Below are 22,327 nucleotides of genomic sequence, written 5' to 3' on the forward strand. Positions count from 1 at the left end.
GGGAGAAACACCCTGGACGGATACCGGATCCCAGCGAGATCCCGGATCCAACGGAAATATCCCGCGATCCAGTGCCGTCCCCGACTCCGGCGCAGTCGGGGGGGCCGGGTCGCGCACAGAGGTTCGAGCGCGTGCCGAATTTGTTCGAGTTCGAGATGTCGGAGACCGGCGACGATGAGCATCGGGAGGGAGAGGCCGATGTGCCGCCGGACGCGTCGCAGGCACCGGCCGCCGAGGAGCAGTCCGAGAACGTCGACGCGGCCACAGGTCAGCACCCGCGGTCTGGGCCGGACCGCCAGTTATTGCTACAGGAAATTCAAAAAGAGCAGCAGCGTCTTACTCAGATGGACTCCGCCTTCTTTCGGTCGCTCCCTCACGCGTCTGTGCCGCGCAGCGCGTTCGAGAATGAGGATGGCACTTTGAAGCGTCTCGAGGAGACGCTCGATGCCGCGCCAACGGCGTTTCGGTCACTGTGGAACGCCTTGTATAGGGAGACGAACCGATCGCTGAGGCGGATCGAATCGCTGGAGTCCTTATTGCGCCGGAATGAGCTTCCGCGCGGCAACGCAGATAGCAAGAATCTCGGGCGCCTGGCAGAGTCCGATGTTCTAGATACTGCTGATGACGATCTTCTCAGGCTCGAGCAAAGTGATAGGCCGGAAGTTGTCCAGTTAGTCCTCGCGGAACGAAAGCGGACAGTGGCGTGGCTGGGGCCCGAGGTGCTGGAGCGGTGGCAGCGAATGGTCCGGGACGCCACGGAATCGTTGGACGATATCGTTTATCCCGATCAACGCGATGAGTGGATGTATACGTATGTAAGGGACCGCCAGCATCCACATGGTCGTTGGTTGCGTGCGACGGCGGAGAGCTACCGTACCGGCAATCCGGTGTGGTCGGTACTGTTGGACCTTGAGCAGTCGGCGTTCAGCGGATATACGTGGTTGAACGCGGAGCCGGATCCGACACATACACGTGCGTTGGTCGCGCTGTCGCGGCTGGGCAACGACTCGCATATTATCCGTGAATATGACCTGACTTCTCGAAGATTTGTTTCTCCGGCTGACGGTGGTTTTGACGCGCCGGAGGCGTTGTCGCTGGTTTCCTGGATCGATCGGGACACAATATATATAGCGACCGATTTCGGGCGGGGCTCACTCACGGAATCGAACATGCCGCGAATCGTCAAACGTTGGCATCGCGGCACCGAATTATCAGAAGCGACAACTGTGTTCGAAGGCGAGTCGACTGATATCCGAGTTTACGCAGGTTATGGCCGGACCATGAATCGCAGATGGTTCCGCTCGCCAGGCAGTCTCCGGCACTACCTCATCCGTCAAACCTCCGAGCGTGACTATGATGTTTGGCTGCTAAGCGAAGAAGGGTGGCGGCATCTGGATGTTCCTAGTGATTCACTCGTATTCTGGTCGGAGAGCTGGCTTTTGATATTGTTGCGTAGCAGCTGGACGACCGGCGGCGTTGTCCATCCTGCGGGGGCGTTGCTCGCGGTCCCGCTGAGCGACTTTCTGGGCGGCGGCGGCGAAATCCAGGTGGTATTCACGCCCGATGACCAGAACGTTCTGATAGCCGACTGGAACACAATATTCAGTCCGACCCCTTTTCAGCCACCGGGATGGCTCTCGAATTACTTCGTGATACCAGCACTTCGGGACGCGCAAAACCGGCTCTTGGTCGCTGCGCCCGACTCGAACAACGTGTGGAATTCCTATCTTCTCGAGGACGCGACTCCGCCGAACAGCCGGGTCAGGTTGGTATCGCTCGACCCCGCACACGATCGGCTGCTCGTTGCCGCGGATAGCGCTACGTCTCCACCAGCACTGATGCAGGTCAGCCTTCGATCCATCGGAGCTTCAGCTCCCGAAGTCGCCATCGAGCTCCTTACCTCCACTTCCGAACCAGCCGGGGTGCCGCTACCGATCACCGAACAATATTTCGCCACAGCCGAGGACGGCGCACGCGTCCCCTATTTCATCACCCGCCTACCGGGCGCCACCGGGTCGACCATCGTCTACGCATACGGCAGCCACGGAACGGTCAGCGCGGTTCCGACCTACAACCCCGCGTTGGCACGACGTTGGGTTGCCGATGGAAATATCTGGGTTTCCGCCGGTATTCGAGGCGGTGGCGAGTGCGGAGGCGAGTGGCACCTCCAAGGAAAACTTTGGCAAAAATTGAACTCATTCGAGGATTTCGCAGCTGTGGTTCGTGATCTGCACCAAAGGCGTGTCACCACGCCTGCCGAAACAGGCGCGATCGGTACCAGCTTCGGTGGTCTGGTCGCCGCGGTGATGGCGGTTCGCTACCCCGAACTTTTCGGTGGCATATTCTGCGAGCAACCCCTACTCGATATGATTCGATTCGATCGGCTGCAGCCTCAGGGACGTACGTGGATCACAGAATATGGTGATCCGGGCGATCCCATCGATCGCGCATTCCTGACAACGTATTCCCCGCTCGAGCAGATACGTTACGGTACTCATTATCCCGCTTTGCTGTTTTTCACGCGGACCGCAGACGACCGTGTCACCCCTGGACAAGCCCGGCGTATGCAAGCGAAGCTCCGCCACGCAGGCCACGAGAACACCTACTACTACGAATCCGACGACGGCGCCCACGGCTATGACTCCACCGCCGACTCGACCTCGCTACGTATGGCTCTCATGCTCGCCTTCTTCGACCGCGTTCTCCGCAGGGAGGCGTGAGCGGCGAATTGACAGCAGCAGTGGCCGTCGCTCGTTCAGCCGCGCTGTTCAGTCCCCAGCGCCGCCAGCATCCGAGGAGTTTTTTCAAAAGGCGTGGCATTCACCGACAGCCGTGCCATAACGGCCGAGTAAGCGTCGATCTCGGCCCGTCTGTCCAGTATCGCAGAAGCAGTGAGCTGCGGTACCAGCACGATGTCACTGACCTCTGCTTCGGCGAACCGCAATATCGAGAATGGTCCACTCGTCATGGCGAAGCCGCCGAGCTGCTCCGGCAGAACTTGCAAGGTGACCTTCGCCGACTCGCAGACGTCGATCAGGTAGGCCAATTGTTCTCGCCATACGTCCGTTCCGCCGATCCGGCAGCGCAAGGCGGTCTCCTCGACGAGAAACCACGTCGTCGGTGGTTCACGACGGCGCATGATGTCTTGGCGCCGTAGGCGCAATGCGACGCGCCGTTCCAGAATTTCGTCCGAGTCATTCGGATGCGTCAATCTGAGTGCGGCTCGTGCGTATCGCTCGGTTTGCAACAAGTCCGGCACGTATCGAGGCTCGTAACTGCGTATCAGCTGAGCAGCCTGCTCCATTCCCAGATAGGTCCCGAACCATTTTGGTAGCCAGTCGTTCTCGCATTGCCACCAGCCGGCGGCGTTGGCCTCGCGGGCGAGACCGATGAAGGCCTCCATCTCCTCGGGATCGGTGACGTTGTACAACGCGAGCAGATCAGAGAGGTCACGTACCCGAAAAGGCACCCGGCCCAACTCTATTCGGCTGATCTTGGATTCCGACGCTCTGATGGCGTCGCCCGCGTCCTCCCGGCTGACTCCGCTTGTCTCGCGAAGCCGGCGTAACCGTGCCCCCAGAATGATGCGCAGCACCGTCGGCCCGCCGCCGGCTGTTGCGATGCTTGGAGCTTCGGTCACCTTCCCCACCTTCGTTCGACTGTGCGACGTTGCGCCATGGCCTGGCACCCCGAATGGTCCGGAACGGCCGACGGCCGAGCGGCGCACCGGATGACCTAGGCGGACGCGCGCTCGTTGTGGCGGCGCGGCTGACGCCCGGATTCGGCCCGAACGACGTCCATGTGCTGCTCCGGGACGAGTCCGATGATGTCGTCGCGCGAATTGATCATCAGCTTTTGGAAGATCGAAGCCATCTGGGCATTGACCGTCTTGAACGAGCTCCCGCGTCGTTCGGCGATGGCTGTGTTGGTCCAGCCCGCGGCCGCGAGTAGCGCGATCTTCTCCTCGGCCATGGTCAGATCTTCCCAGTTCGACGGCATGTACTGGCGCGCGGGATGCGACGGGGACATGCTCTCGATGGAGAGCGTGCCGAGCGCCAGGCGCTGCAGCTCGCCTGCTTCCGGCCGGAGCAGAGCACCCTGCTCTACCGCGGCGGCGTAATCGGCATCGCCGAGCGTTTCCCGCAAAACCTCGGTGACCCTGCGATTCTGCTCGACCAACGGCCGCATATTCCCGGTCTCGACACCGAGACGCTTCCGGAATGTGCGCAGGCCACCTTGAAGTCTGGCTGCCTCGGTCGCCCGGGCGGCGATCTCCGAGCGGCTACCTCGTCGGTCGGCAACCATCCCAACCAATGTCCAAATCCGTTGCTGTATTGCCCACATCGCGTCCCACCTGTCATCACAGGCCACGAAAAACGCGAGCGCGTCTCTGCCGATTTCCAGAGCCTCGTCGAACTGACCGCAGTCGGTGCTGGCCGCTGTGAGAACGACGGCGGCCAGGGCGGCTCCGTGCGACGCTCCTGATGCAGAGGCTCGCGTGTACAGACGTCGGGCCGATTCGAGGGCCCGATCCGGTTCTGCCTGGGTCATGGCAGCAACTTCGAACAACTCGCTGATCGAAGCGCCGATCTCATCGCCTGCGCGGCGGTACTTCTCGCGCGCTCGTGCCAGCACCGACGCCGCGTGTACATTGCCGTCGAGCATGAGAAGTTCGCAACCCCAGACGAGTTCGATCGCGGCAGGCAGATCGAGATCGGCTTCCGGCCGCTGCCGCCAGTCAGCGGGCGCGGATACGCCGGCCTCGGCAACGCACCTTTCGATGATCGGGTCGGCGATATCTCTTGCCCCTTGGCATATCGCCAGCCACGCGACCATCGACATCGCTTTGATGAGGTCCTCGGGCATCCGTCCGATACGCACTGCCGGATTGGCGATAGCTTGCTCGAATCGCCGGCGAAGCGGCCCGACCGGTCCGTTGACGAACAAGGCAGGCAGCGGGAACAATTCCGCCGCGAGTTCCACATCGACGGCGGCCGTGATGGCGTCCATGCCGGTACCGTCCATCGCGTCGAGAATATTCGGCCACGCCGGGCGGACCCACGCCAAGATCTTTTGTTCGGCTGGTCCTGACCAGTCGCCGCGGCCACGCAGCAGGCAGTCCCGGTAGTAGCGGCGATGTCGCTCGATCAATCGACTCGCCTTTGCCTGGCCGAAGGGTGTTGCCCGCAGCTGCGCTGATGCGAACAGTCGCACACTCTCGGACAGGTAGTAGTAAACGTTGTCGGCGGTGATCCACACAGAGATCAAGGCGCGGTCGGCGAGGCGACCGAGGATCGCCTCGAACTCGTCGGCCTGCAGGTCGTCCGAGTCGTCAAGCGGGTCGTTGCCACATACCCGCTGGATCGCGTCGAGATCCGCGCCGCCGCCCGATCGGGTCGTTTTTGCTTCCGGATTGACGTCGCATCCGCTGGCGAAGACCGACATCCGTTGCAGCAGTTCGCGTTCGCGGTCATCACAGAGGTCGTATGACCATGCGATGGCATCGCCTATCCGTTGGTGCCGTGGTTCGACACCCACGCGTGGCCAGCGGGACCAGCGCAATCGCCGATCGGCCGCGGTACCGCTCAGTTCACGCGACACGGCGGCAATCGGCTGGTGTCGCAGGCGCGCGGCCGCGATACGGACGAACAACGGTTGATGGTGCACGCGTCGGCAGATCTGCCTGGCCATCATCGTCTCCGCCGAGCCGGAGACCGGGTGGCTCACCATCGCGGCTCCTTCCTGGAAGAGCAGCAATGCCTGGTCGGGCGTCAACGGTGGGACAGCGAGCCACTGTTCATCGATCCAGCCGATCGGTTCGCAACTGGTGGCGAGGACCGTGAGTTCGGGTACCTCTCGCAGCAGGGCGGTGATCACGCGGCCGGCGCCGGCTATTACATGCTCGCAGTTCTCGACCACCAGGATTCGGTGCTGCTTCGAGCGCGCCGGGTTGGGTCGTCGCAGCGCGGCGATCGCGGCGTCCCAGTCGCTTGCCGCACTGTCCGATTCCTCTTCCAGCACCGCACCGGTGAATTCGGCTTCGACCGCATCCGCGGCGGAACCGGCAGGCAGGCGCGACAGGTGCACCCAAGTCGCCGACACGCTCCGTGTTGTTTCGAGGCGCCGGATCGCCTCGGCCGCCAACCATGTCTTCCCGACGCCCGACGAGCCCAACAGTGTGATCAGGCGGGTCTCGCCGGAAAGGAGTTCGGCGAGACGACACAGTTCGGGTTCGCGACCGACGAAGCCGTTGCGGGCAGCAGCGGGTGCTTGGGCCGAGGGAACGATCTGCCGGTCGCTCGTGATCACCATCTCGGTCCTCGGGCGACTAATGCCTGCGCGTCCGTTGTCAGCCAGCTCTGACATGGAGCTTTCCCTTCGAACTTGCACGGTGCACGTGCATATGACCCTGCACACGCAGGGTACTCCGAGTGATGACCCATTGCGTCCTGATCGCAAGATCCGTCCGGCGACGTCTCCGATAGCCATCGGCGGCCTTGCTTTGGAGCATTCGCTGACCCCTGCGTGCTGGCCCTGCCCCAAGGGTGGATGTGCTGGCCCGCGTCTCGTTCGGGTTGCCGTCGGTGGGAAGGAGGGATGCTTCATACAGACGCGATATCAGGTGGGTCCACCTGTTTTGTCACGGAAACGGGTGCGATGTGCTCGACGAATCAAGAGCTGATGTGGTCATCGTCGGCGGTGGTATCGCCGGTGGCTCGCTGGCGTGCGCGCTCGCCGACGTCGGCCTGGACGTTCTGGTAGTCGAACAGCAGGACCATTATCGTGACCGCGTCCGGGGCGAGTCGGTCAGCTGCTGGGGTGTCCAAGAGTTGCAGGCGCTCGGAGTCGAAGACGAACTGCTGGGTGCGGGAGGAACGTACGCGGACACCTTCATCGGCTATGACGAGGCACTGACTCCTGCCGAAGCGGTCGGCAAGGCGGTGTCACTCGATCGTGTAGTCAGCGGTGTGCCCGGGATGCTCGATGTCGGCCATCCCCAGGCCTGCGCCGCCTTGCGCGCAGCTGGCTTCGAGCGCGGCGCGCGCGTGGTGGCCGGCGTACACGACGTCGTTGTCGAAGCGGGAAGTATGCCGAGCGTGGCGTATCGCGTGGCCGACCGCGAGTACCGGACGCGCTGTCGACTCGTGGTCGGCGCGGATGGTGGCAGATCGGTGGTGCGGCGTCAGGTCGGTATCGCGTTGCGGATCGGTCGTGCGGAGGTTTTCGGCGGCGGCGTGCTGATCAACAATCTCGCGGATTGGCCGTCGAACGTCGCGTCATTCGGCGGTGAAGACGGCGACGTGTACTTCGTCCTGCCGCGTAAGCCGGGTCAGGCGCGGCTTTATCTACTGTGTCCACGAGATCGACTGGGGCGCTTCGTGGGTCGCGACAAGAATCGAAAGCTGGTCGAAGCGCTGCGCCTGCGCTGCATCCCCGGCAGTGCGATGTTCGCAGCTGCCACGCCGTCCAGGAGCTGCTCGTTCACGCCGATGACCGAATCGTCGGCGGAGCGGGTGTGCGCGCCCGGAGTCGTACTGATCGGTGATGCCGCAGGATGGAGCGATCCGGTCATCGGGCAAGGCTTGTCTGTAGCGTTTCGCGACGCGCGGTTCGTGCGGGACCTACTGTGTGCCGAGCACAAATGGTCCGTCGAAACCTTCGTGCCGTACGAGGTCGAAAGGGCCGAACGAATGCGCCGCTTGCGAATCTGTAGTGAGGTGCGCAACGCCATGTACTTCCGTGATGACGCCGACGCGATCGCCCGTCGCAAACGGTATTGGGCAATGATCGCGGCCGATCCGGTCCTCGCTGGCTCGCGCGCAGCGATTCTGGCCGGCCCGTTCGCGGTTCCCGACGAGTGTTTTAACCACAGCACGGTCGAACAACTGCTCTCTATCGGTTGAGTGATGTCGCCCTTGTATCGACTTTCGTTCTACCTACGTAGTTCGTGATCGTCCGAACGGCGAGTCGCCGCGACCACTGCTCCATCCCGGCTACTGATGCGAGCGCCGGTTCCCGGATCGCAGAATGACGTCATCGACGAGGTTGAGGGGTAGGTCATGGGAACTGTCACTTTGTGGATGCAGATGTCGTTGGATGGGTTTGCCGAAGGACCCGACCACACGGCGCACTGGCCGGTGGTGGACGAGGAGCTGTGTGCGTCCTTTCTGTCGGAGTTGAGTGCTGCCGATACGTTTCTCTACGGTCGCAAGACCTATGAGCTGATGGCGTCGTTCTGGCCGACGGCGGACTCCGAACCGGCGATCTCACCGTTCTATATCGAGTTCGCTCGCTGCTGGAAGGCGAAGCCGAAGATCGTCTTCTCCCGGACCCTGCACGCCGCCAGATGGAACACTCGCGTGGTCAGTCACTCGCTCCTCGATGAGGTCCGCGAGCTGCGCACATGCACAGACGACGACATGATCCTGTTCGGTGGCGCCCAAACCGCCTCCACCTTCATGAAATACGGCCTGATCGACCGGTTCCGGCTGTTCCTGCACCCGATGCTGCTCGGCAGCGGAACGCCGCTTTTCGCCGAATCCGTGGATACCTCGACACTTCAGTTGGTCGACGTCATCACCTACGACAGCGCGGTTGTGCAGGTTCAGTACCAGAACACGAATGCCGTAGCGCGATAGGCGCTCTGTCCGAATCAGGTATCGCGGATGAGTCAGCGAACAGTCCTGTGCGAGCTCGTGGACGGCGTCGGTGTGCTCACCCTGAATCGACCCGACAAACTGAACGCGATCAACGCCACGATGCTGGCGGAACTGCGGCAGTACCTCACGGACCTGGCGGCCGACCCGGCCGTCAAGTGTCTGGTCGTCACCGGTGCGGGCGAATCGTTCTGTGCCGGAGCGGATCTAGCATCCGATTTCGAACCGGGTACCCTCGCATACGCGGCCGAGGTGTTCGATCTGTTAGAGCAGTTCCCCGCACCGACCATCGGAAAGTTGCGGGGCAACTGTCTGACGGGTGGACTCGAATTGGCGTTGTGCTGTGACCTACTTGTGGCGGCCACATCGGTTCGCATCGCCGATACACACAGCCGTTCGGGCCTGGCACCCGCGGGCGGAATGACGGTGCGTCTGGCCGAGCGAATCGGAGTGAGTTCGGCCAAACGACTCGCGTTCACTGCAGAAGCTGTGGACGGACGATACGGCGCGGCGATCGGACTGGTGGACCTATGCGTCCCCGACGCGGAATTGGAGCGAGAGGTGGAAAAGCTTGTCACCGCGATCTGCGCGAATTCGGCGGGCTCGCACCGCATTTACAAATCACTCCTCGAACATCACCGTGGATCCCGGCGTACGGTCGCATTGCTGTTCGAACGGAGTTTACCGTTCGGATTCGCGGACGATTTCGGTGAGCGGATCGCCAAGCGTCCATAGCCGGCCTCGGGCGAGGCACCTCATCCCGAAATGGCCCCGCCTGCCCTGCGCCGTGGTCTGTCTTCGGCTGCCGCGTGCACTCGACGCAGTTGCTCTGCGGGGACGTGCTCGACGATCTCCTGTCGCGAATTGATTTGCAGCTTCTGGAATATCACGGTCATTTGCGCGTCGACGGTGCGGAAGGAACTACCACGTCGAGCCGCGATAGATGTGTTGGTCCAGCCCGCCGCCGCGAAGATCGCGACCTCCTGTTCCGCCGTCGACAGATACGCCCACAGGGCCCCCGTGTCGCCGGCCGATCGCGGGTTACCGGACCGTTTCGGGAACGAATACGAACCGAGTGCGAACCGCTCGACCTCGGCGAATTCGGGACGAAGCTGTCTACCCTCTTCGATCGCGGCGTCGAACAGTTCGTCGCCGAGCGTGCGCCGCGCGATCGCGATGGCGCTGTCGTACGGATCTGCGTAGAGGCTTTGCTGGCCGAGCACGAAGCCGAGTGTTCGTCGCTGCGTCTGCGCACCACCGTCCAAATGCGCGGCCTCACGTGCCAGCTCGGTGAGCCGATCGGTATCTGGCTGGGGCAGCGCTGCCTCGTCCACGATCATCCTGGCCAGCGCCCAGATTCGTGAATGTATCGCCCACGTCGCGCCGATTTTGTCGTGCATAGATATCTGCTCTCGCAACGCTGCTCGTCCTGCGATGAGCGCTTCGGCTGGATCGCCGTGTCTGGCGAGCGCGATAGCACGAGCGACCAGTGCCCAGGTGATCGCCAACACGGCACCGGCGGCCGATGCGTGGTCGAGGTAGCGTTGGGTGATTTCCAGCGCCTCCGCGGCAGGCGACAGCAGGCTGGAAGCCCACGCCTCGATCATCTCGCTGATAGCGGCGCCGCCGACCTCGCCTACCGCGGTGAACTTCTCCCGCGCCCGGCCGAGGACGTACACGGATGTGGGATCACGGTGCAGCAACATCAGTTCGCAGCCCCACGCGAACTCCACGGCGGGTGGGAACCCGAAATCCCGGCGAGGATGAGCCTGCCATTCGGCGTCGATCTCCGCCGCGCCGGCGCAGGCCATCACGGCGTCCCGCAACATCCGTTGCGCCGCCTCATGTGAGCCTTGGGAAACCAAGATCCAGACCGTGAACCCCATGACAGCGATCTCGGAGTCGGTGCGCACATTGCCGTGTCGTGGCATCGCCGCCAACGTGGTCTGGACCCACCGTCGGATCTCCCGCATAGAACCGACGAAGAACGGCGCGCGCAGCATCAACATGCTGAGCGTGATCTCCAAGCCGACTATCGCGTCCTGCTCGGCAACCGCCGATTCGACTGCGCGGTCGAGATCATTCCACGAGGAGCGCGCCCATTCCAGCAGTTCGCGATCCAGCGGACTGAACCAATTGGCACGCGCGAAGACTGCTTTGTTCCGGAAGTATCGACGATGTCTGGCGGCGAGCCGCGCATACTCCTCGATGCCCTCTCCAGAACCGGAAATCAGCTGTTGTTTCGCGAAGACACGAAAGCTTTCCATCAGTGAATATCGGACGGCTTCAGTGGAAAAATGCGCAAGCACCATCGAGCGATCGACCAATCGCTCGAGTACAGCTTGCAGCTGGTCGAGGTCGGCAAGGGATTCGCCGTCGCTGGTTGCCGGGGAATCTGGATCATTGAGACATACCGCGGCAATGGCCGCTATATCGGCACCGGAACTGCGTTTGAGCACAGTGTCGTCGGGATGCGTATCGTGCCCGGAAGCAAAGACGGACATACGTCGAAACAGCAGTCGTTCTTTGTCCTCACACAGGTCATATGACCACTGGATAACGTCACTAACCCCTTTGTGCCGCTCGTCTGCCCCGAGCAAGGGGCGGTGCGACCATTTCAGACGACGGTCGGTCTCGCCACCGTCGAGGTCGCGCAAAATCATCGACAATGGTTGCCGCGGTAGCCTTGCTGCCGCCAGTCGGATATGCAATGGGAAGTTATGCATGTGCTGGCAGATTTCACCCGCGGTTTCGATCGCTTCGACATCATCGATCGGGTATCCAGCAAGCTCGGCCCGGTTCCGGAACAGCGTCAACCCATCCTGCGCGGCGAGCGGCGGAATCCGGACGATTCGTTCGTCCACCCAGCCGATTGCCTCCCGGCTGGTCGCGACGATCGATAGCCCCGGTACGGCCTCGAGTAATACCTCGGTCAGCTGGGCGGAGACGTCCAGAAGGTGCTCACAGTTGTCGAGTACCAGGACCGTCTGAAGCCCGGTCCCGATCGCATCGACTCTGGTCAGAGCGTCGATGACGGCCGCGAGGTCGGTTCGGCCGGAGAAGTCGGACGGTACTACCGCTTGCGCCAGCTCGGCTTCGACGACCGCCAGGTCGGCGCCCGTCGGCAGCCGAGCCAATCCGACCCAGTACACCGGAACCCGGGATGCCTTACGGAAACGCGCGGTCGCTTCGATCGCCAGTCGTGATTTGCCGATACCGCCAGGTCCGAGCAACGTCACCAATCGAGTCATATTCGACAGCAGCGAGCTGATCGTTTCCAGCTCGGACTGTCGGCCGACGAAGTCACTCGTCACCACCGAATCCGAACTTGTACGAGACGTCCTCCTGGCGGACATGATGCGTGGTGGCTCCTTCGGAACTGGCTTCTCAGATCAAGCGCTTGACACCGACTGGCCAGAACGAATCTACGTGGATCACGGTCCGGGTAGCAACGACCGCGGTGGATCAGTTGGTGGTAGTGCCGGCGATGTTGCCGGTTTCGAGCTGATCTCGGTTCTGCCGTTGAATCGTGCCACCTTCGATGTGGTGCCGGTGGGGACACAGTCGCTGGGGAACGAGCGGAAATTTGCCGAGATGCTCCCAAGGCTGGCTATGACCCAGGATGGACCCGTGATGCTGACGGGCAGCTGGCGCACCGGAGGTAATGATTGATGGAGTCGTTCTGGACGGTACGTCAGACGGCAGAATGGATCGTCGGACTCGGCATCGGCGACCCGCAGATGCTCGAAATACCCGAGCCATATTTGGAGGCTCGATGCGCAGATGCCTACGACGCGCAAGGCGTGCTGCTCAGGTTGGGGTGCTGTGTCTATTGGACAGCGAAGGGTTCGAAAGAGTGCACGAGCGGGGAGTGCAGGTATACCGCGGTCAACTGGAGGCACTGTCGAACACCAGCCGCGGCAAGGTGGTGATCACCGATGTGACCATGGACCAACTGGACGCCGATCACATCTTGCGTTTCCGCTGTAATGGGGCCCCCACGCCTGGTTGATCCCGCATGGGTCCACGGAAGACGAAGACTGCGATGCGTTCCAGATATTCATGGACAGGATTCAGGACCTGACGCCGACAGGGTCGCCGGAGCGGTGGTGTGGACCAGTTGAGCCGACTATCGACGACGAAGTCGCGTACGCGTTCGGTGACCCCGACGTGCTGTATGTGATCGGCGAGCGTTTCGGCATCAGCTTCGGCAGTCGTGAGCAACAGTAGCAGCAGCTTCTGTCGAAATTCGATATACGTCGCAGTGTACTCGAAAGCTGTTCATCGAGGAAATACGTGCCATTTCTTGACGCGACAGTTGCGGCACGCTTCGCCTGGAAACCTAACCGGCCGAATACATTCACAGAAGCGCCCAGTTTTCGGGTCCTGCGCGACACACCCGCATTGTGTTTCACGGGGTTTGTCGTCGTCATCATCGTCGTCTCGCTGTTCTGCGGAAGCCCTGTCACGGCCGGGCAGTTGGTGGTCGTCGAGATCGGGTGACGCTTGCGATCGAGTAAAGGTTGGTTAAGGACGACCGCCGTCCCTCTGTGTCTGGCATCGGGTTGCGACCTGTCGTATGGGTGCCAGAGTCCAGCTCCGACAGTTTGATCTACGCCGACTACCCTCGTGGCATCGACCAGACCGTCTGCTGTGTGTCTAGTCTGTTCACCGATCGTCAGGCTGGCCTGCTCGACGTCTCGGACGATGCGGGCGACGACTTCGAGTATTCCGCTCTCCGATCCTCTACCCATTCAAGTTCCACATTTCCGGTGATTAGACTCGTCCAGTCGGCCGAGGTGGTTCGCTTCAAGGTTGATTCGTAACGATGAAGCGTAGCCTTGCGTGATCCGCCAGCATTCCCTGTGTTGGGAAGCGCATATGCTTGTGCCCGGCCAGCCTTCGGCGCCCGAGACGGACCCGCTGGCAAGTCATCATTTCGTGCCGGAATTTACTCTGGAGCGGAGGCCTCGAAGGGATGCGACAATGGGGGCCGAGGAGGCGGGGGTATGAGCAGATGAAGCATTTTGCATGGCTGACTTTCGGCGACGACTTCGATCCAGACCAGTTCCAGCACCTTGTCGAGCAGCTGGGGGGAGCCAGGGACTTCGCCAGCTGGCCGTTGGGCTTACAGCGGGGTGAGCAGGTGGTATGGATAGATGTTGTTCCCGTACACCCGGAGCGCAAGAAAAAGACAGATCTCATTGAACTTCGCCGATTGCTTGGAGCGGAACCTCGACACGAGGTCTATCTCCACATCCCCTCCGATACCAGATCCGAATGGCTGATCGCGGAGGTAGTCGTAGCGGCAGCGGAAAAGTGGAACTTCGTCCTCCACGGGTTCGACGAGCTACCTATCACCATGGACAAGTTGAACAGACGGATCGCCCGACGCGATAAAGACCTGTTCAGAACCAACCCCGATCGTAAGCCGCACTAGATCCTTGGCGTGAACTTCCTCCGGCATGACCATCACCGAACTGGCCGCATGCGACGGCGTTCGATTGGTGTTCTGCACCGCCGCAAGCCGAGTCGGCCCGCACGCAGTAGCGGTCCGGCCCTGGACCCGGCCTCTGCGCCGGTGCCGGCCCGCCGCATTGCAAGGTTGATGACGCACTCATCCCTCAGCAAAGTCAACCTGCACCGACGATGCGCCGCGTAGCTCCGCGACGTATTCGGCTTCCGCGTATAGCTGTCTGCGGAGTGCGGGGCTCAGTGGCTGGAACAAGGCAGCTGTCACGATGAGTTTGCGGCCGCTCTTGCGGAGACGCCAGGCTCCGGAAATCGTGCCATCGGCCGGCACGGTGCCTGGCGAACCTACTGTCTTCCACACAGCACGATGCTGTTTCTTGTCTACGATGGTCTCGCGATCGCGCATCTGCGTGTAGGGATCGCCGGGTGGCAATAGCCGTACCCCTCTTGCCCCGGAGGGCGGCGACCGGAGAATGTCGAGATCTTCCGCGAGCACCCACGCTTGGCCGCCGGGTAATTCGACGCACCGCAGATCGTCCGCCAAAGCCGTCCACCACGGATCCACGTCACCGGCTTGGACTCCAAGCCACGCGGCGAAGTCCTTGCGTGTAGATGGGCCGTAACAATGCAGGTAGCGACGCAGCAGTTCTGCTCGCGCGCGTTCCGAGGTGACGCGTGGCAGCCTTCGGCCCAGCCATTCTTCGACCAAAACGAACGGCGCCTTGTTCCGCTACGCGAGGCGAAGCAGACTATGCCCCGCAACGTCAGTATTCGAACGCAGAAATGGACGACCGCTTCGCCCAATGGAATCTTCGCACCATAGGGGCCAGGCGCTGCCCACATCTTGCGTTGAGTAGGCGATAGTGTGCCTGCCACGTGGCCGGCGAGCTCTGCCCCCAATTCGGTGATCGCCAAACTGTCGGCCGGACAGGACCTTCTCGGCATGCATGGCAATACGGTCGACAGTCTCGTCCAAACCTATCCCAAGCTTGTCCAGTGCCTCGCCCACGCCTGCGATCAGATGTATGCGCGCTGTCTCGCTGGTCGGTAGCACTCCTGTAGTGAAGATCGGCGCGTCATCAGTTGGCAAGTAGAACGGCGATCCGCGCATAGACCATGTCTGCAAGAGGGTCTTCTTCTCGCCGAGGAGTTCATCGATACCATCCCGGGTTACGTTGTCGACCCGAGCGTTCAGGGCGAGCAATGCTGAACCCGGCGGACTGTTCTGGATCCCACATGCGCCAACCGCTTCGTGCAGCGACTCAGCCGGATCCCGTGACGTGAGATGATGCGCATGCAGTCGAAACTCGATCACGTCACGGATCCCTACCTCGAGGACACCCTTCTTGTGCTTGCGAGTTGTCACTGACCTCCTCCTGATCCTGCGGTATCCGGATTCCGGTTCTGGAAGCAAAACCGAGAGGCAACCACTCCATAGTGCGCCGTCGCCAGCGCTCCTCCACGAACTCTGACGAAGACATATGCACGAAGGCGTGGCGGTGCGCAGATGTGGCACACAACTCGTCAGCTGTACGGGCGTGACGAGATCCGCAGGCCGTCCGTGGGACCGGCGCGTGAGATGACGTGCGTTGGGAGATCTCATATGCGCGCGTCCGAAAAGCATAGTTAGCCTACGTCGAGGTCGGTGCCTTCGCGGATGTCGCAGCCGCTGGTCGACGGCCCGGCATGGCAAGCCCTGCAAGCGCTCCCACGAACGCGATGACGGCGGCGAAACCCAACGCGTGCGCGAAACCGTCGGAGAACGCTTGCGGAGAATTGAAGCTGCCGGAGCCCTCGAAAACCGCGGTAACGACCGCGATTCCGAACACTCCGCCTAACATCCGCAGCGCGGTGACCGCCCCGGACGCCTTTCCGATGTCTTCCATCCGCACCGAGCCGACGACTGCCTTCTGCGCCGCAGGCATAGCCAACGAAGCACCGACACCTGTAAGTACCATCGGTAGCGCCATCTCCCAGAACGGCAGCTGCGTCGAGGCAATCAGTGCCAACCATGCGGCACCGATCCCTTGACCGAGCAAGCCGATAACCATGAACAACCGCTCACCGAAGCGGTTGATCTGCGCGCCGGCGATCGGCGCGAAAATCATCAGGGTGGCTGTCCATGGGCTCAGTTTGATGCCGGAAGCCAACGCGCCATTACCCAAGGAATTTTGCAGGAATTGCGCAAGCAGGAACAATATGCCGTACACCGATGCATACAGCGAGAAGTTTGCGATGTTCGCTGTTGCAAAAGTGCGATTACGGAAGAACCGCATGGGCAACATCGGTTCCGTGACCCGCTGCTCCCAAAGAACGAACAGCGCCATCCCGACGATGCCGACGAGGAGAGCTGTCAGCACCTCGGCAGAGTTCCAGCCGACCACATTGCCCCGCACCAGCCCCCAGACGAACCCGAGTGAGGCTGCCGTGACCAGGCCGGCGCCCGCGGGATCCAACCGATGCGGAGGACCGTACGTCTTGGGCATCCGACGCAGCACCAACGCGATTGTGAGCAAGCCGATCGGCACGTTGATCCAGAATATCCATTGCCAGGCCAGGCCTTGGGTGATCGCGCCGCCGATGACGGGACCGACGAAGATCGCTAACCCGGTTACTCCGCTGAAAATGCCGAGCGCTCGTCCTCGGTCTTCTGGTTCGAAGGCCGCGCTGATCTGGGTGAGTGCCAGTGGCATGACCAACGCAGCGCCGCACCCCTGCACTGCTCGCGCGACGACCAGCATGCCGATGCCTGTCGATAGTGCGCAGAGCGCGGACGTCAATGTGAAGATGCCCAGCCCGATGACGAACATGCGACGTCGACCGAATCGATCACCGACGGCGGAGCCCGTAAGCAGTAGAACTGCGAAGGTCAGGCTGTATGCGTTCACCGTCCATTCCAGCTGGGTGAGCGAAGCGGCCAAGTCGGTGCGGATCGCGGTCAACGCAGTTGTCACAACCAGCACATCGAGGATGACGATGAACGATCCCATTGAGGCGAGGCCGAGCACCCATCGCTGGGTGGGAGTCATCCGGCGTTTGTTGACTCGAGTACCTACCATCTGTGCGCCTCCCTGGGCTATTGGTCACTAAATAGTACTAGGAAGTCCTGAAAAATAACCATACATGCAGTCTCTAGGATTTCGCTGGTAGGCTTTGACTGTGACGACCAGACGCAGTTACGGGGACAGTTGCGCTGCGGCACACGCCTTGGACCTGGTCGGGGAACGGTGGGCTTTGCTGGTGGTCCGCGAACTGCTGCTCGGCCCGAAGCGGTTCCGCGACCTACGCCAGGGCATGCCCGGCCTGAGTGGAAATGTCCTTTCCCAACGGCTACGTGAGCTGGAAGACGTAGGGGTGGTGCGACGTGCCACGCTCGGTCCGCCGGTCGGCTCCCAGGTCTACGAGCTCACTGATTGGGGCAGAGACCTGGAGCCCGTACTCACCCAGCTCGGCAAGTGGGGAGGTCGATCGCCGCTGCTTGACCGTGATGCCCCCCGCAGTATCGACTCGGTGATGCTGTCGCAGCGAGCACGGTTTTCCCCGTCCGTCGCTGGTGATCTGAACGCCGACATCGCGGTCCGCATAGACAACGACCGCTTCGCAGTGCGCGTCGGCGAGGGCAGACTCGATGTCGAGCGGGCCGAGATATCCAAGCCGGACGCGGTGATCGAAACTGACCTCCCGACGTTCAAGGACGTGCTCACCCACGAGCTCGACGTCGACGTCGCGGTAGCGAGCAACCGGCTTCAAGTGCAAGGGAGGATAGAGCTAGTGCGCCGGTTGTTCGACGCCATGCTCGTTCCAGCAACCGTGCAGTAGTAGTACGAACTCCAGGTTTCGCTGTCGAGTCGGCTCAGGTCGCTACGGAGGTTCGATCAGTCTTCCTGGTTGCCGAGCGCGCGGAACCAGTCGCTGATCTGCTTCTGGTCCGCATTCTTCGCCAACGCCAGCTGCAGCAAAATTCGCGACTTCTGTGGTGCCAAGTCACCTGCACTGATCACCCGGGGAAGTCTGCATGAACCGCTCCGGCTCCGTAACCGTTGGCGGCGATCAGGGTGATCCCCTTGTCCGCTGCGGTTTTTGCCGCTCTGGCTTGTATCGGAGTCTGGGTGCCCGCGAACACGATTCCGCGGACGCCAGCAGCGACAGCGGCATCGATGGCTTCACTGCCGGCGTCGACGTACGCCTGCGCGATCTCGACCCGCGGCAGCGCACCCCGTTCGATTGCCGAGAGGTCGAAAGGCGTACTCCATTTGGCCGGGTCAGTGCAATGTTGCGCTCGCACAGATGACCGTTGGATGCGGATGCCGGCCTCGTCGATGGTGCCGAGGTCACCGTATTCCCGAGTCGTAAAAGTGTTGAGCCGCAATGTATCGGACTTGACCACATCGCGAACGGGGAAGATCTGGTCATTCAGCATGACAACGGTGCCGAAGCAGACGGTTCGTTTACTGGCGGCGAGGCGAACCGCGTTGTACAGGTTGGGCGGTCCATCGCTACCGAGAGCTGTCCACGGGCGCATGGCACCAGTGACGACGACGGGTTTGGTGCTACGCACGGTGAGGTCGAGGAAGTAGGCGAGCTCGCTCATCGACGCTGTGCCGCTGGTCACGACCACTGCCGAATTCGTTTCCAGCCGTTGATCAATCAGCCTGGAGAGATCGTAATAATCGGCTAGGGTGTAATCGCCGGACGCCTTACCCGTGCTGGCGAACTGCTCCGGAGCAACCTGTGCCACCTCGCCGATCTCGGGCTGCAGCTCGCCGATCATGTCGTTGATCGTTCGATCACCGGGGCGGTACTTTTCGAAAGCGACCTTACTGCTACCTGTACCCGCGATGGTGCCACCCATCCCGATCACCGCGACTGTCGGATGTTCCGCGGTCGGTGTAGCGCGGCCGTTGGAACCGCATGCGACGGCATTCGTAAAAATAACGGCGGCAATCGAAATCCGGACGATAGTGCGCATCGAGCAAACTCCTGAGAATCGTAGTTCTTCTGCGATGTTAGAAAGCGATGGTCACCCGATGCGTCACCCAAAGGTATGGGATGGGTCTGCTACTCCAGTACTAACGACATTGTCCGCTTTAGTTCCGCTGTCGACCGCCGTCCGACAAACTGTCTCCGCATACTCGGATGCTCCATAGTGTGCAGCGATGTTGTTAGGTAGTTGGTAGTCACCGCCGGCAGGTACGCTCAATATCGGTCGACGACCGGCGGCGTCAGCGTGGAGGCGGCCAGTGGGCCGATCGTCTCCTCGAACGCCCGCTTCCACGAACCGTCCGCGATCATGTCCTCGATCGCGTCGTTGATCTTGCCGCGAGTCTCGCGGTCACCTTTTTTCAGGCCGATTCCGTAGTTCTCCACCGTGAACGTTTCGCCGACAACGGCCAGTTCGCCAGGAGCCAGACCGGCGAACCCGGCGAGGATGATGTCATCCGTGGTCACCGCATCGACCGTCCCGGCGCGAAGCGCTTCGACACACTGCGAATAGGTCGAGAGTTCCAGTAGCTGAGCCTCTTTCGCGTAGACCTCCTTGACATTCGCCGCGGACGTCGAGCCTTCGACTGAGCACAGTCTCTTGTCGGCGGTTAAAGTGCCGATACTGCTGATTGCGACGTTCTCGGTCTTCACCAGCAGCGCCTGCCCCGCCACGAAATATGGTCCGGCGAAGTCGACCTTTTCCTTGCGATCCGGTGTGATCGAATACGTGGCGACGACGAAGTCCACGGCGCCATCGGCAATCAGCGCCTCACGTCGGGCCGACGGTGCTTCTTTGAAGGTGATTCCGTCGGCCTGCACGCCGAGCTTGCCTGCTACATACTTCGCGACCTCGACATCGAACCCTCGGAACGTGCCGTCGGTGTCCTTCATGCTCAAGCCCGGCTGATCGAACTTGATTCCGATGGTCAGTCGCCCTTCGCGGGCATGATCGACTGCTGTGTCAGATCCGCTGTGGCCACACGCGCTCATCGCGACGGCGACGGCGACGCCGATACCAAGCCGGACTGGGCGGCTGCACCTCATCGAAACCCGCTTTCGTCGCTAGGTTGGCCGCAACTCGGACACGAAGCCCGGCCAGTAGTCGAGTGTCATTTTCGTGATATGACCCGACCTCCACACCTCGACGTTCCCAACGATGGGAAGGGCTTCGCCTTCATCGCGTTGGCGGTACGTCATAGAAGGCGTGTGTTCACCCCGGGTTTCCGGCGCAACCGGCCACATGCACTCGAGGGAAACTCGGGCTGAGACGACGTCGTCTGCGGACTGTTATCACTCATGGGCATACTAAATCCACTTCTTGCCCGCCTGCCCCGTCCTAGGGTCGATGTCATGGACGAACTCGAGAAGGAAATCAACGACTACCTCACTCGTTACGCTGACACTCTGACCAACTACGACGCTAGGGCCGGAGCGGCGCTGTGGGGGATGCCGGGAACGATTCTCGACGACCGCAACGTGGGGACCATCGAATCTCGCGAAACCATGGCCCAGGCGCTCGAGCGGTCTTTTCCGTTGTATCGAAAGCTCGGTCTGGCCTCGGTCGGGCACGACTTCGTGGAGTACGAACACCTCACCGACGCGGTCTTCCTGGTCAAGGTCCGGTGGTTGTTCTACGATGCCGCCGGCGCCCGGCTGACAGACGGCACGAACAACTACATTCTCCGCCGCGACGACGACGGTTTGCGTGCCTACGTGTGTGTCCCTGTCGACGAGTCGGAAAAGGTTCGGGCCCTCGCTGATGCCCGCGGTGTCGACCTCTCCGCGGAGTGGAACTCGACCGACAGTTGACATCGGAATAGCGTGCGTCATCAACACCCATCAGCGCGGCATCCCAATGGAGTGTGTCGTCGGTCGCACCTGAACACCGCAATCCGCCTAGAAGGACAGCGATTTCGTCATCATCGATCGCTTGTGGCGATAAAATCCGAGTCGGTCGTACATGTCGATCGCACGATGATTTCTCTGCTCGACTTCCAGCCGCATCGCACCGAATCCCTGCCCGGCATAGTCATCTATCAGCAACTGCAGAAAATGTCCGCCCAACCCCTTACCGCGGAATCCTGGACGGATGTAGAGCTCATCGAGCAGGGTAAACCTTCCACCGAACTCGATACTGAACCCGAAGGTCACTGTCGCATAACCGGCGACATGAGAGCCCGAGTGGACCAACCAAACCTCACCGTAGCGGCTGTCGTGACAGAGCTGGCGTAACGCCGAGCGGACGGCGCGTTCGTCGAACGGATACTCTTCGCCAGAATAGAACTCTCGCGATAATTCGATCAATAGGTCGATAGCATCTGCTTTTCCGGCCTTGATCGTTATCGTTAACGAACTCGGCATCCGCTTCACCTCCTGCCGCGTAAGGCGCAGGAGCTGATCACGCAGTCGCTTGCGGCAAACTCTTGTTTGCAGAAGTTCGCGATAAACATCGGTTCGTATCCCGCACACGAAAATATGTCGAGATAGGCACTGTTGCTCGCTTCTGCGAAATGGCCAGTTATGCATGACGTCTCGATGAGCTGGACCATCGAGTAGCCGAGTGTTTCCCCCGACCCGAAGTGCGCCAATCGTGTCGGCCCGTAGCGCTTCATCCCAATGGCGTCACACAACCTCATCACAAACCCCTGGAGGAATTCTGAATCCCGGAGGCGCGAAGGCTCACAATCATGCAGGTCCAGCGACAGGGAGAGACCCCAGAACTCGCCGATATCGAGCCCATGCTGCACAACATCGAAAGCTGACGACGCAAGAGACTCGTCCACACCTTGGATCGATTCGGATTGTCACCGTATCCATATCGCTGATTCCCATCTGTGCCGCTTGACACCTGTTGCCCAACAGTCTTGGCAGCGTCAGTCGGCATCGACCCGTATCGAGGTCGGAGCCGGCTTTGCTCGATGATCATCCTCAGCGGATAGGTATACATGACACATCAGGTTGATCCGGGTGGTAGTTAAGGGCGCCCCTTAGGGCAGTCGCCGAGGATGGGGTTACCGCCGCTTAGCGGGGGATATCGTAGAGAGGTGCACCTCCGCGACGGCGCGCCATAGCGTTCTGTCCAAGGGATTATCCGCTGGCAGGTGCATGTCATGGTGACCTTGTGGAGCTGAGTACCTGCGTCTATGTTCAACAGTGGGGAGTGTCGTGGGCACCAAAAACGGACTCAGTGGTCTTATTATGCTGGAACCCGCTGA

General features: G+C 61.3%; 20 protein-coding genes. 9 read left to right on the top strand and 11 right to left on the bottom strand.

Annotated elements, in window-relative coordinates; translation table 11 throughout:
• Positions 1-131: 131 nt before the first annotated feature.
• The gene (locus ACFYO1_RS02590) at positions 132-2,720 is read left to right on the top strand and encodes a prolyl oligopeptidase family serine peptidase (protein ID WP_387226427.1); all 2,589 of its coding nucleotides are present in this window, start codon (positions 132-134) and stop codon (positions 2,718-2,720) included.
• A gap of 35 nt (positions 2,721-2,755) precedes the next feature.
• On the opposite strand, the gene ACFYO1_RS02595 is transcribed toward ACFYO1_RS02590, so the two are convergent.
• Entirely contained in the window at positions 2,756-3,640 is an 885-nt protein-coding gene (locus ACFYO1_RS02595) for a helix-turn-helix domain-containing protein (RefSeq protein WP_387226429.1), read from the bottom strand.
• 95 nt (positions 3,641-3,735) lie between these two features.
• Positions 3,736-6,606, bottom strand: coding sequence for an AAA family ATPase (locus tag ACFYO1_RS02600; RefSeq protein WP_387226431.1), 2,871 nt, complete (start codon positions 6,604-6,606; stop codon positions 3,736-3,738).
• A gap of 53 nt (positions 6,607-6,659) precedes the next feature.
• Between ACFYO1_RS02600 and ACFYO1_RS02605 the strand changes: the two genes are divergently transcribed.
• From ACFYO1_RS02605 to ACFYO1_RS02615, 3 genes are all read left to right on the top strand, one after another.
• Positions 6,660-7,904 carry an FAD-dependent oxidoreductase gene (locus ACFYO1_RS02605; protein ID WP_387226432.1) on the top strand — a complete coding sequence of 415 codons (1,245 nt, stop codon included), beginning with the start codon at positions 6,660-6,662 and terminating at the stop codon, positions 7,902-7,904.
• Positions 7,905-8,060: 156 nt separating this feature from the next.
• Positions 8,061-8,639 (top strand): dihydrofolate reductase family protein, encoded by a 579-nt coding sequence (locus tag ACFYO1_RS02610; RefSeq protein WP_387226434.1) that lies wholly within the window; start codon positions 8,061-8,063, stop codon positions 8,637-8,639.
• Between the two features lie 57 nt (positions 8,640-8,696).
• Positions 8,697-9,392: an enoyl-CoA hydratase/isomerase family protein gene (locus tag ACFYO1_RS02615; protein ID WP_387226436.1), complete on the top strand. Its 696-nt coding sequence runs from the start codon at positions 8,697-8,699 to the stop codon at positions 9,390-9,392.
• A 20-nt stretch (positions 9,393-9,412) separates the two neighbouring features.
• On the opposite strand, the gene ACFYO1_RS02620 is transcribed toward ACFYO1_RS02615, so the two are convergent.
• The gene (locus ACFYO1_RS02620) at positions 9,413-11,971 is read right to left on the bottom strand and encodes an ATP-binding protein (RefSeq protein WP_387226437.1); all 2,559 of its coding nucleotides are present in this window, start codon (positions 11,969-11,971) and stop codon (positions 9,413-9,415) included.
• A gap of 40 nt (positions 11,972-12,011) precedes the next feature.
• Between ACFYO1_RS02620 and ACFYO1_RS02625 the strand changes: the two genes are divergently transcribed.
• From ACFYO1_RS02625 to ACFYO1_RS02635, 3 genes are all read left to right on the top strand, one after another.
• Positions 12,012-12,329 (top strand): hypothetical protein, encoded by a 318-nt coding sequence (locus ACFYO1_RS02625; protein ID WP_387226439.1) that lies wholly within the window; start codon positions 12,012-12,014, stop codon positions 12,327-12,329.
• Between the two features lie 624 nt (positions 12,330-12,953).
• The gene (locus tag ACFYO1_RS02630; RefSeq protein WP_387226441.1) at positions 12,954-13,160 is read left to right on the top strand and encodes a hypothetical protein; all 207 of its coding nucleotides are present in this window, start codon (positions 12,954-12,956) and stop codon (positions 13,158-13,160) included.
• Between the two features lie 514 nt (positions 13,161-13,674).
• Positions 13,675-14,097, top strand: a complete 423-nt coding sequence (locus tag ACFYO1_RS02635; protein WP_387226443.1) for a hypothetical protein — start codon at positions 13,675-13,677, stop codon at positions 14,095-14,097.
• A 177-nt stretch (positions 14,098-14,274) separates the two neighbouring features.
• Here ACFYO1_RS02635 and ACFYO1_RS02640 read toward each other — a convergent pair whose 3' ends face one another.
• From ACFYO1_RS02640 to ACFYO1_RS02650, 3 genes are all read right to left on the bottom strand, one after another.
• Positions 14,275-14,838: a DNA glycosylase AlkZ-like family protein gene (locus ACFYO1_RS02640; protein WP_387226445.1), complete on the bottom strand. Its 564-nt coding sequence runs from the start codon at positions 14,836-14,838 to the stop codon at positions 14,275-14,277.
• A gap of 21 nt (positions 14,839-14,859) precedes the next feature.
• On the bottom strand, positions 14,860-15,495 hold the full coding sequence (locus tag ACFYO1_RS02645; RefSeq protein WP_387226447.1) for a DNA glycosylase AlkZ-like family protein: 636 nt from the start codon (positions 15,493-15,495) through the stop codon (positions 14,860-14,862).
• 265 nt (positions 15,496-15,760) lie between these two features.
• Positions 15,761-17,158, bottom strand: a complete 1,398-nt coding sequence (locus ACFYO1_RS02650) for an MFS transporter (protein WP_387226448.1) — start codon at positions 17,156-17,158, stop codon at positions 15,761-15,763.
• Between the two features lie 130 nt (positions 17,159-17,288).
• Here ACFYO1_RS02650 and ACFYO1_RS02655 point away from each other — a divergent pair, with 130 nt between their 5' ends.
• Positions 17,289-17,948 (top strand): winged helix-turn-helix transcriptional regulator, encoded by a 660-nt coding sequence (locus tag ACFYO1_RS02655; protein WP_387226450.1) that lies wholly within the window; start codon positions 17,289-17,291, stop codon positions 17,946-17,948.
• Between the two features lie 56 nt (positions 17,949-18,004).
• Here the strand turns inward: ACFYO1_RS02655 and ACFYO1_RS02660 are convergent, their stop codons facing one another.
• The 3 genes from ACFYO1_RS02660 to ACFYO1_RS02670 all read right to left on the bottom strand — a co-directional run bounded on the left by ACFYO1_RS02660 (position 18,005) and on the right by ACFYO1_RS02670 (position 20,156).
• Positions 18,005-18,130, bottom strand: coding sequence for a hypothetical protein (locus tag ACFYO1_RS02660; protein WP_387226452.1), 126 nt, complete (start codon positions 18,128-18,130; stop codon positions 18,005-18,007).
• Entirely contained in the window at positions 18,127-19,098 is a 972-nt protein-coding gene (locus ACFYO1_RS02665) for an asparaginase (RefSeq protein WP_387226455.1), read from the bottom strand. Before ACFYO1_RS02665 ends, ACFYO1_RS02660 begins: the two co-directional genes overlap by 4 nt.
• A 227-nt stretch (positions 19,099-19,325) precedes the next feature.
• Positions 19,326-20,156: a glutamate ABC transporter substrate-binding protein gene (locus tag ACFYO1_RS02670; protein WP_387226457.1), complete on the bottom strand. Its 831-nt coding sequence runs from the start codon at positions 20,154-20,156 to the stop codon at positions 19,326-19,328.
• A gap of 306 nt (positions 20,157-20,462) precedes the next feature.
• On the opposite strand from ACFYO1_RS02670, the gene ACFYO1_RS02675 reads away from it, so the two are divergent.
• The gene (locus tag ACFYO1_RS02675) at positions 20,463-20,921 is read left to right on the top strand and encodes a hypothetical protein (RefSeq protein WP_387226459.1); all 459 of its coding nucleotides are present in this window, start codon (positions 20,463-20,465) and stop codon (positions 20,919-20,921) included.
• 87 nt (positions 20,922-21,008) lie between these two features.
• On the opposite strand, the gene ACFYO1_RS02680 is transcribed toward ACFYO1_RS02675, so the two are convergent.
• Complete coding sequence (locus tag ACFYO1_RS02680; RefSeq protein ID WP_387226461.1) at positions 21,009-21,473, bottom strand: GNAT family N-acetyltransferase; 465 nt, start codon at positions 21,471-21,473, stop codon at positions 21,009-21,011.
• A 5-nt stretch (positions 21,474-21,478) separates the two neighbouring features.
• Positions 21,479-21,895: an S-adenosylmethionine decarboxylase family protein gene (locus ACFYO1_RS02685; RefSeq protein ID WP_387226464.1), complete on the bottom strand. Its 417-nt coding sequence runs from the start codon at positions 21,893-21,895 to the stop codon at positions 21,479-21,481.
• Between the last annotated feature and the right edge of the window lie 432 nt (positions 21,896-22,327).

It is taken from the genome of Nocardia sp. NPDC006044, from assembly GCF_042871115.1.
Taxonomy (GTDB): domain Bacteria; phylum Actinomycetota; class Actinomycetes; order Mycobacteriales; family Mycobacteriaceae; genus Nocardia.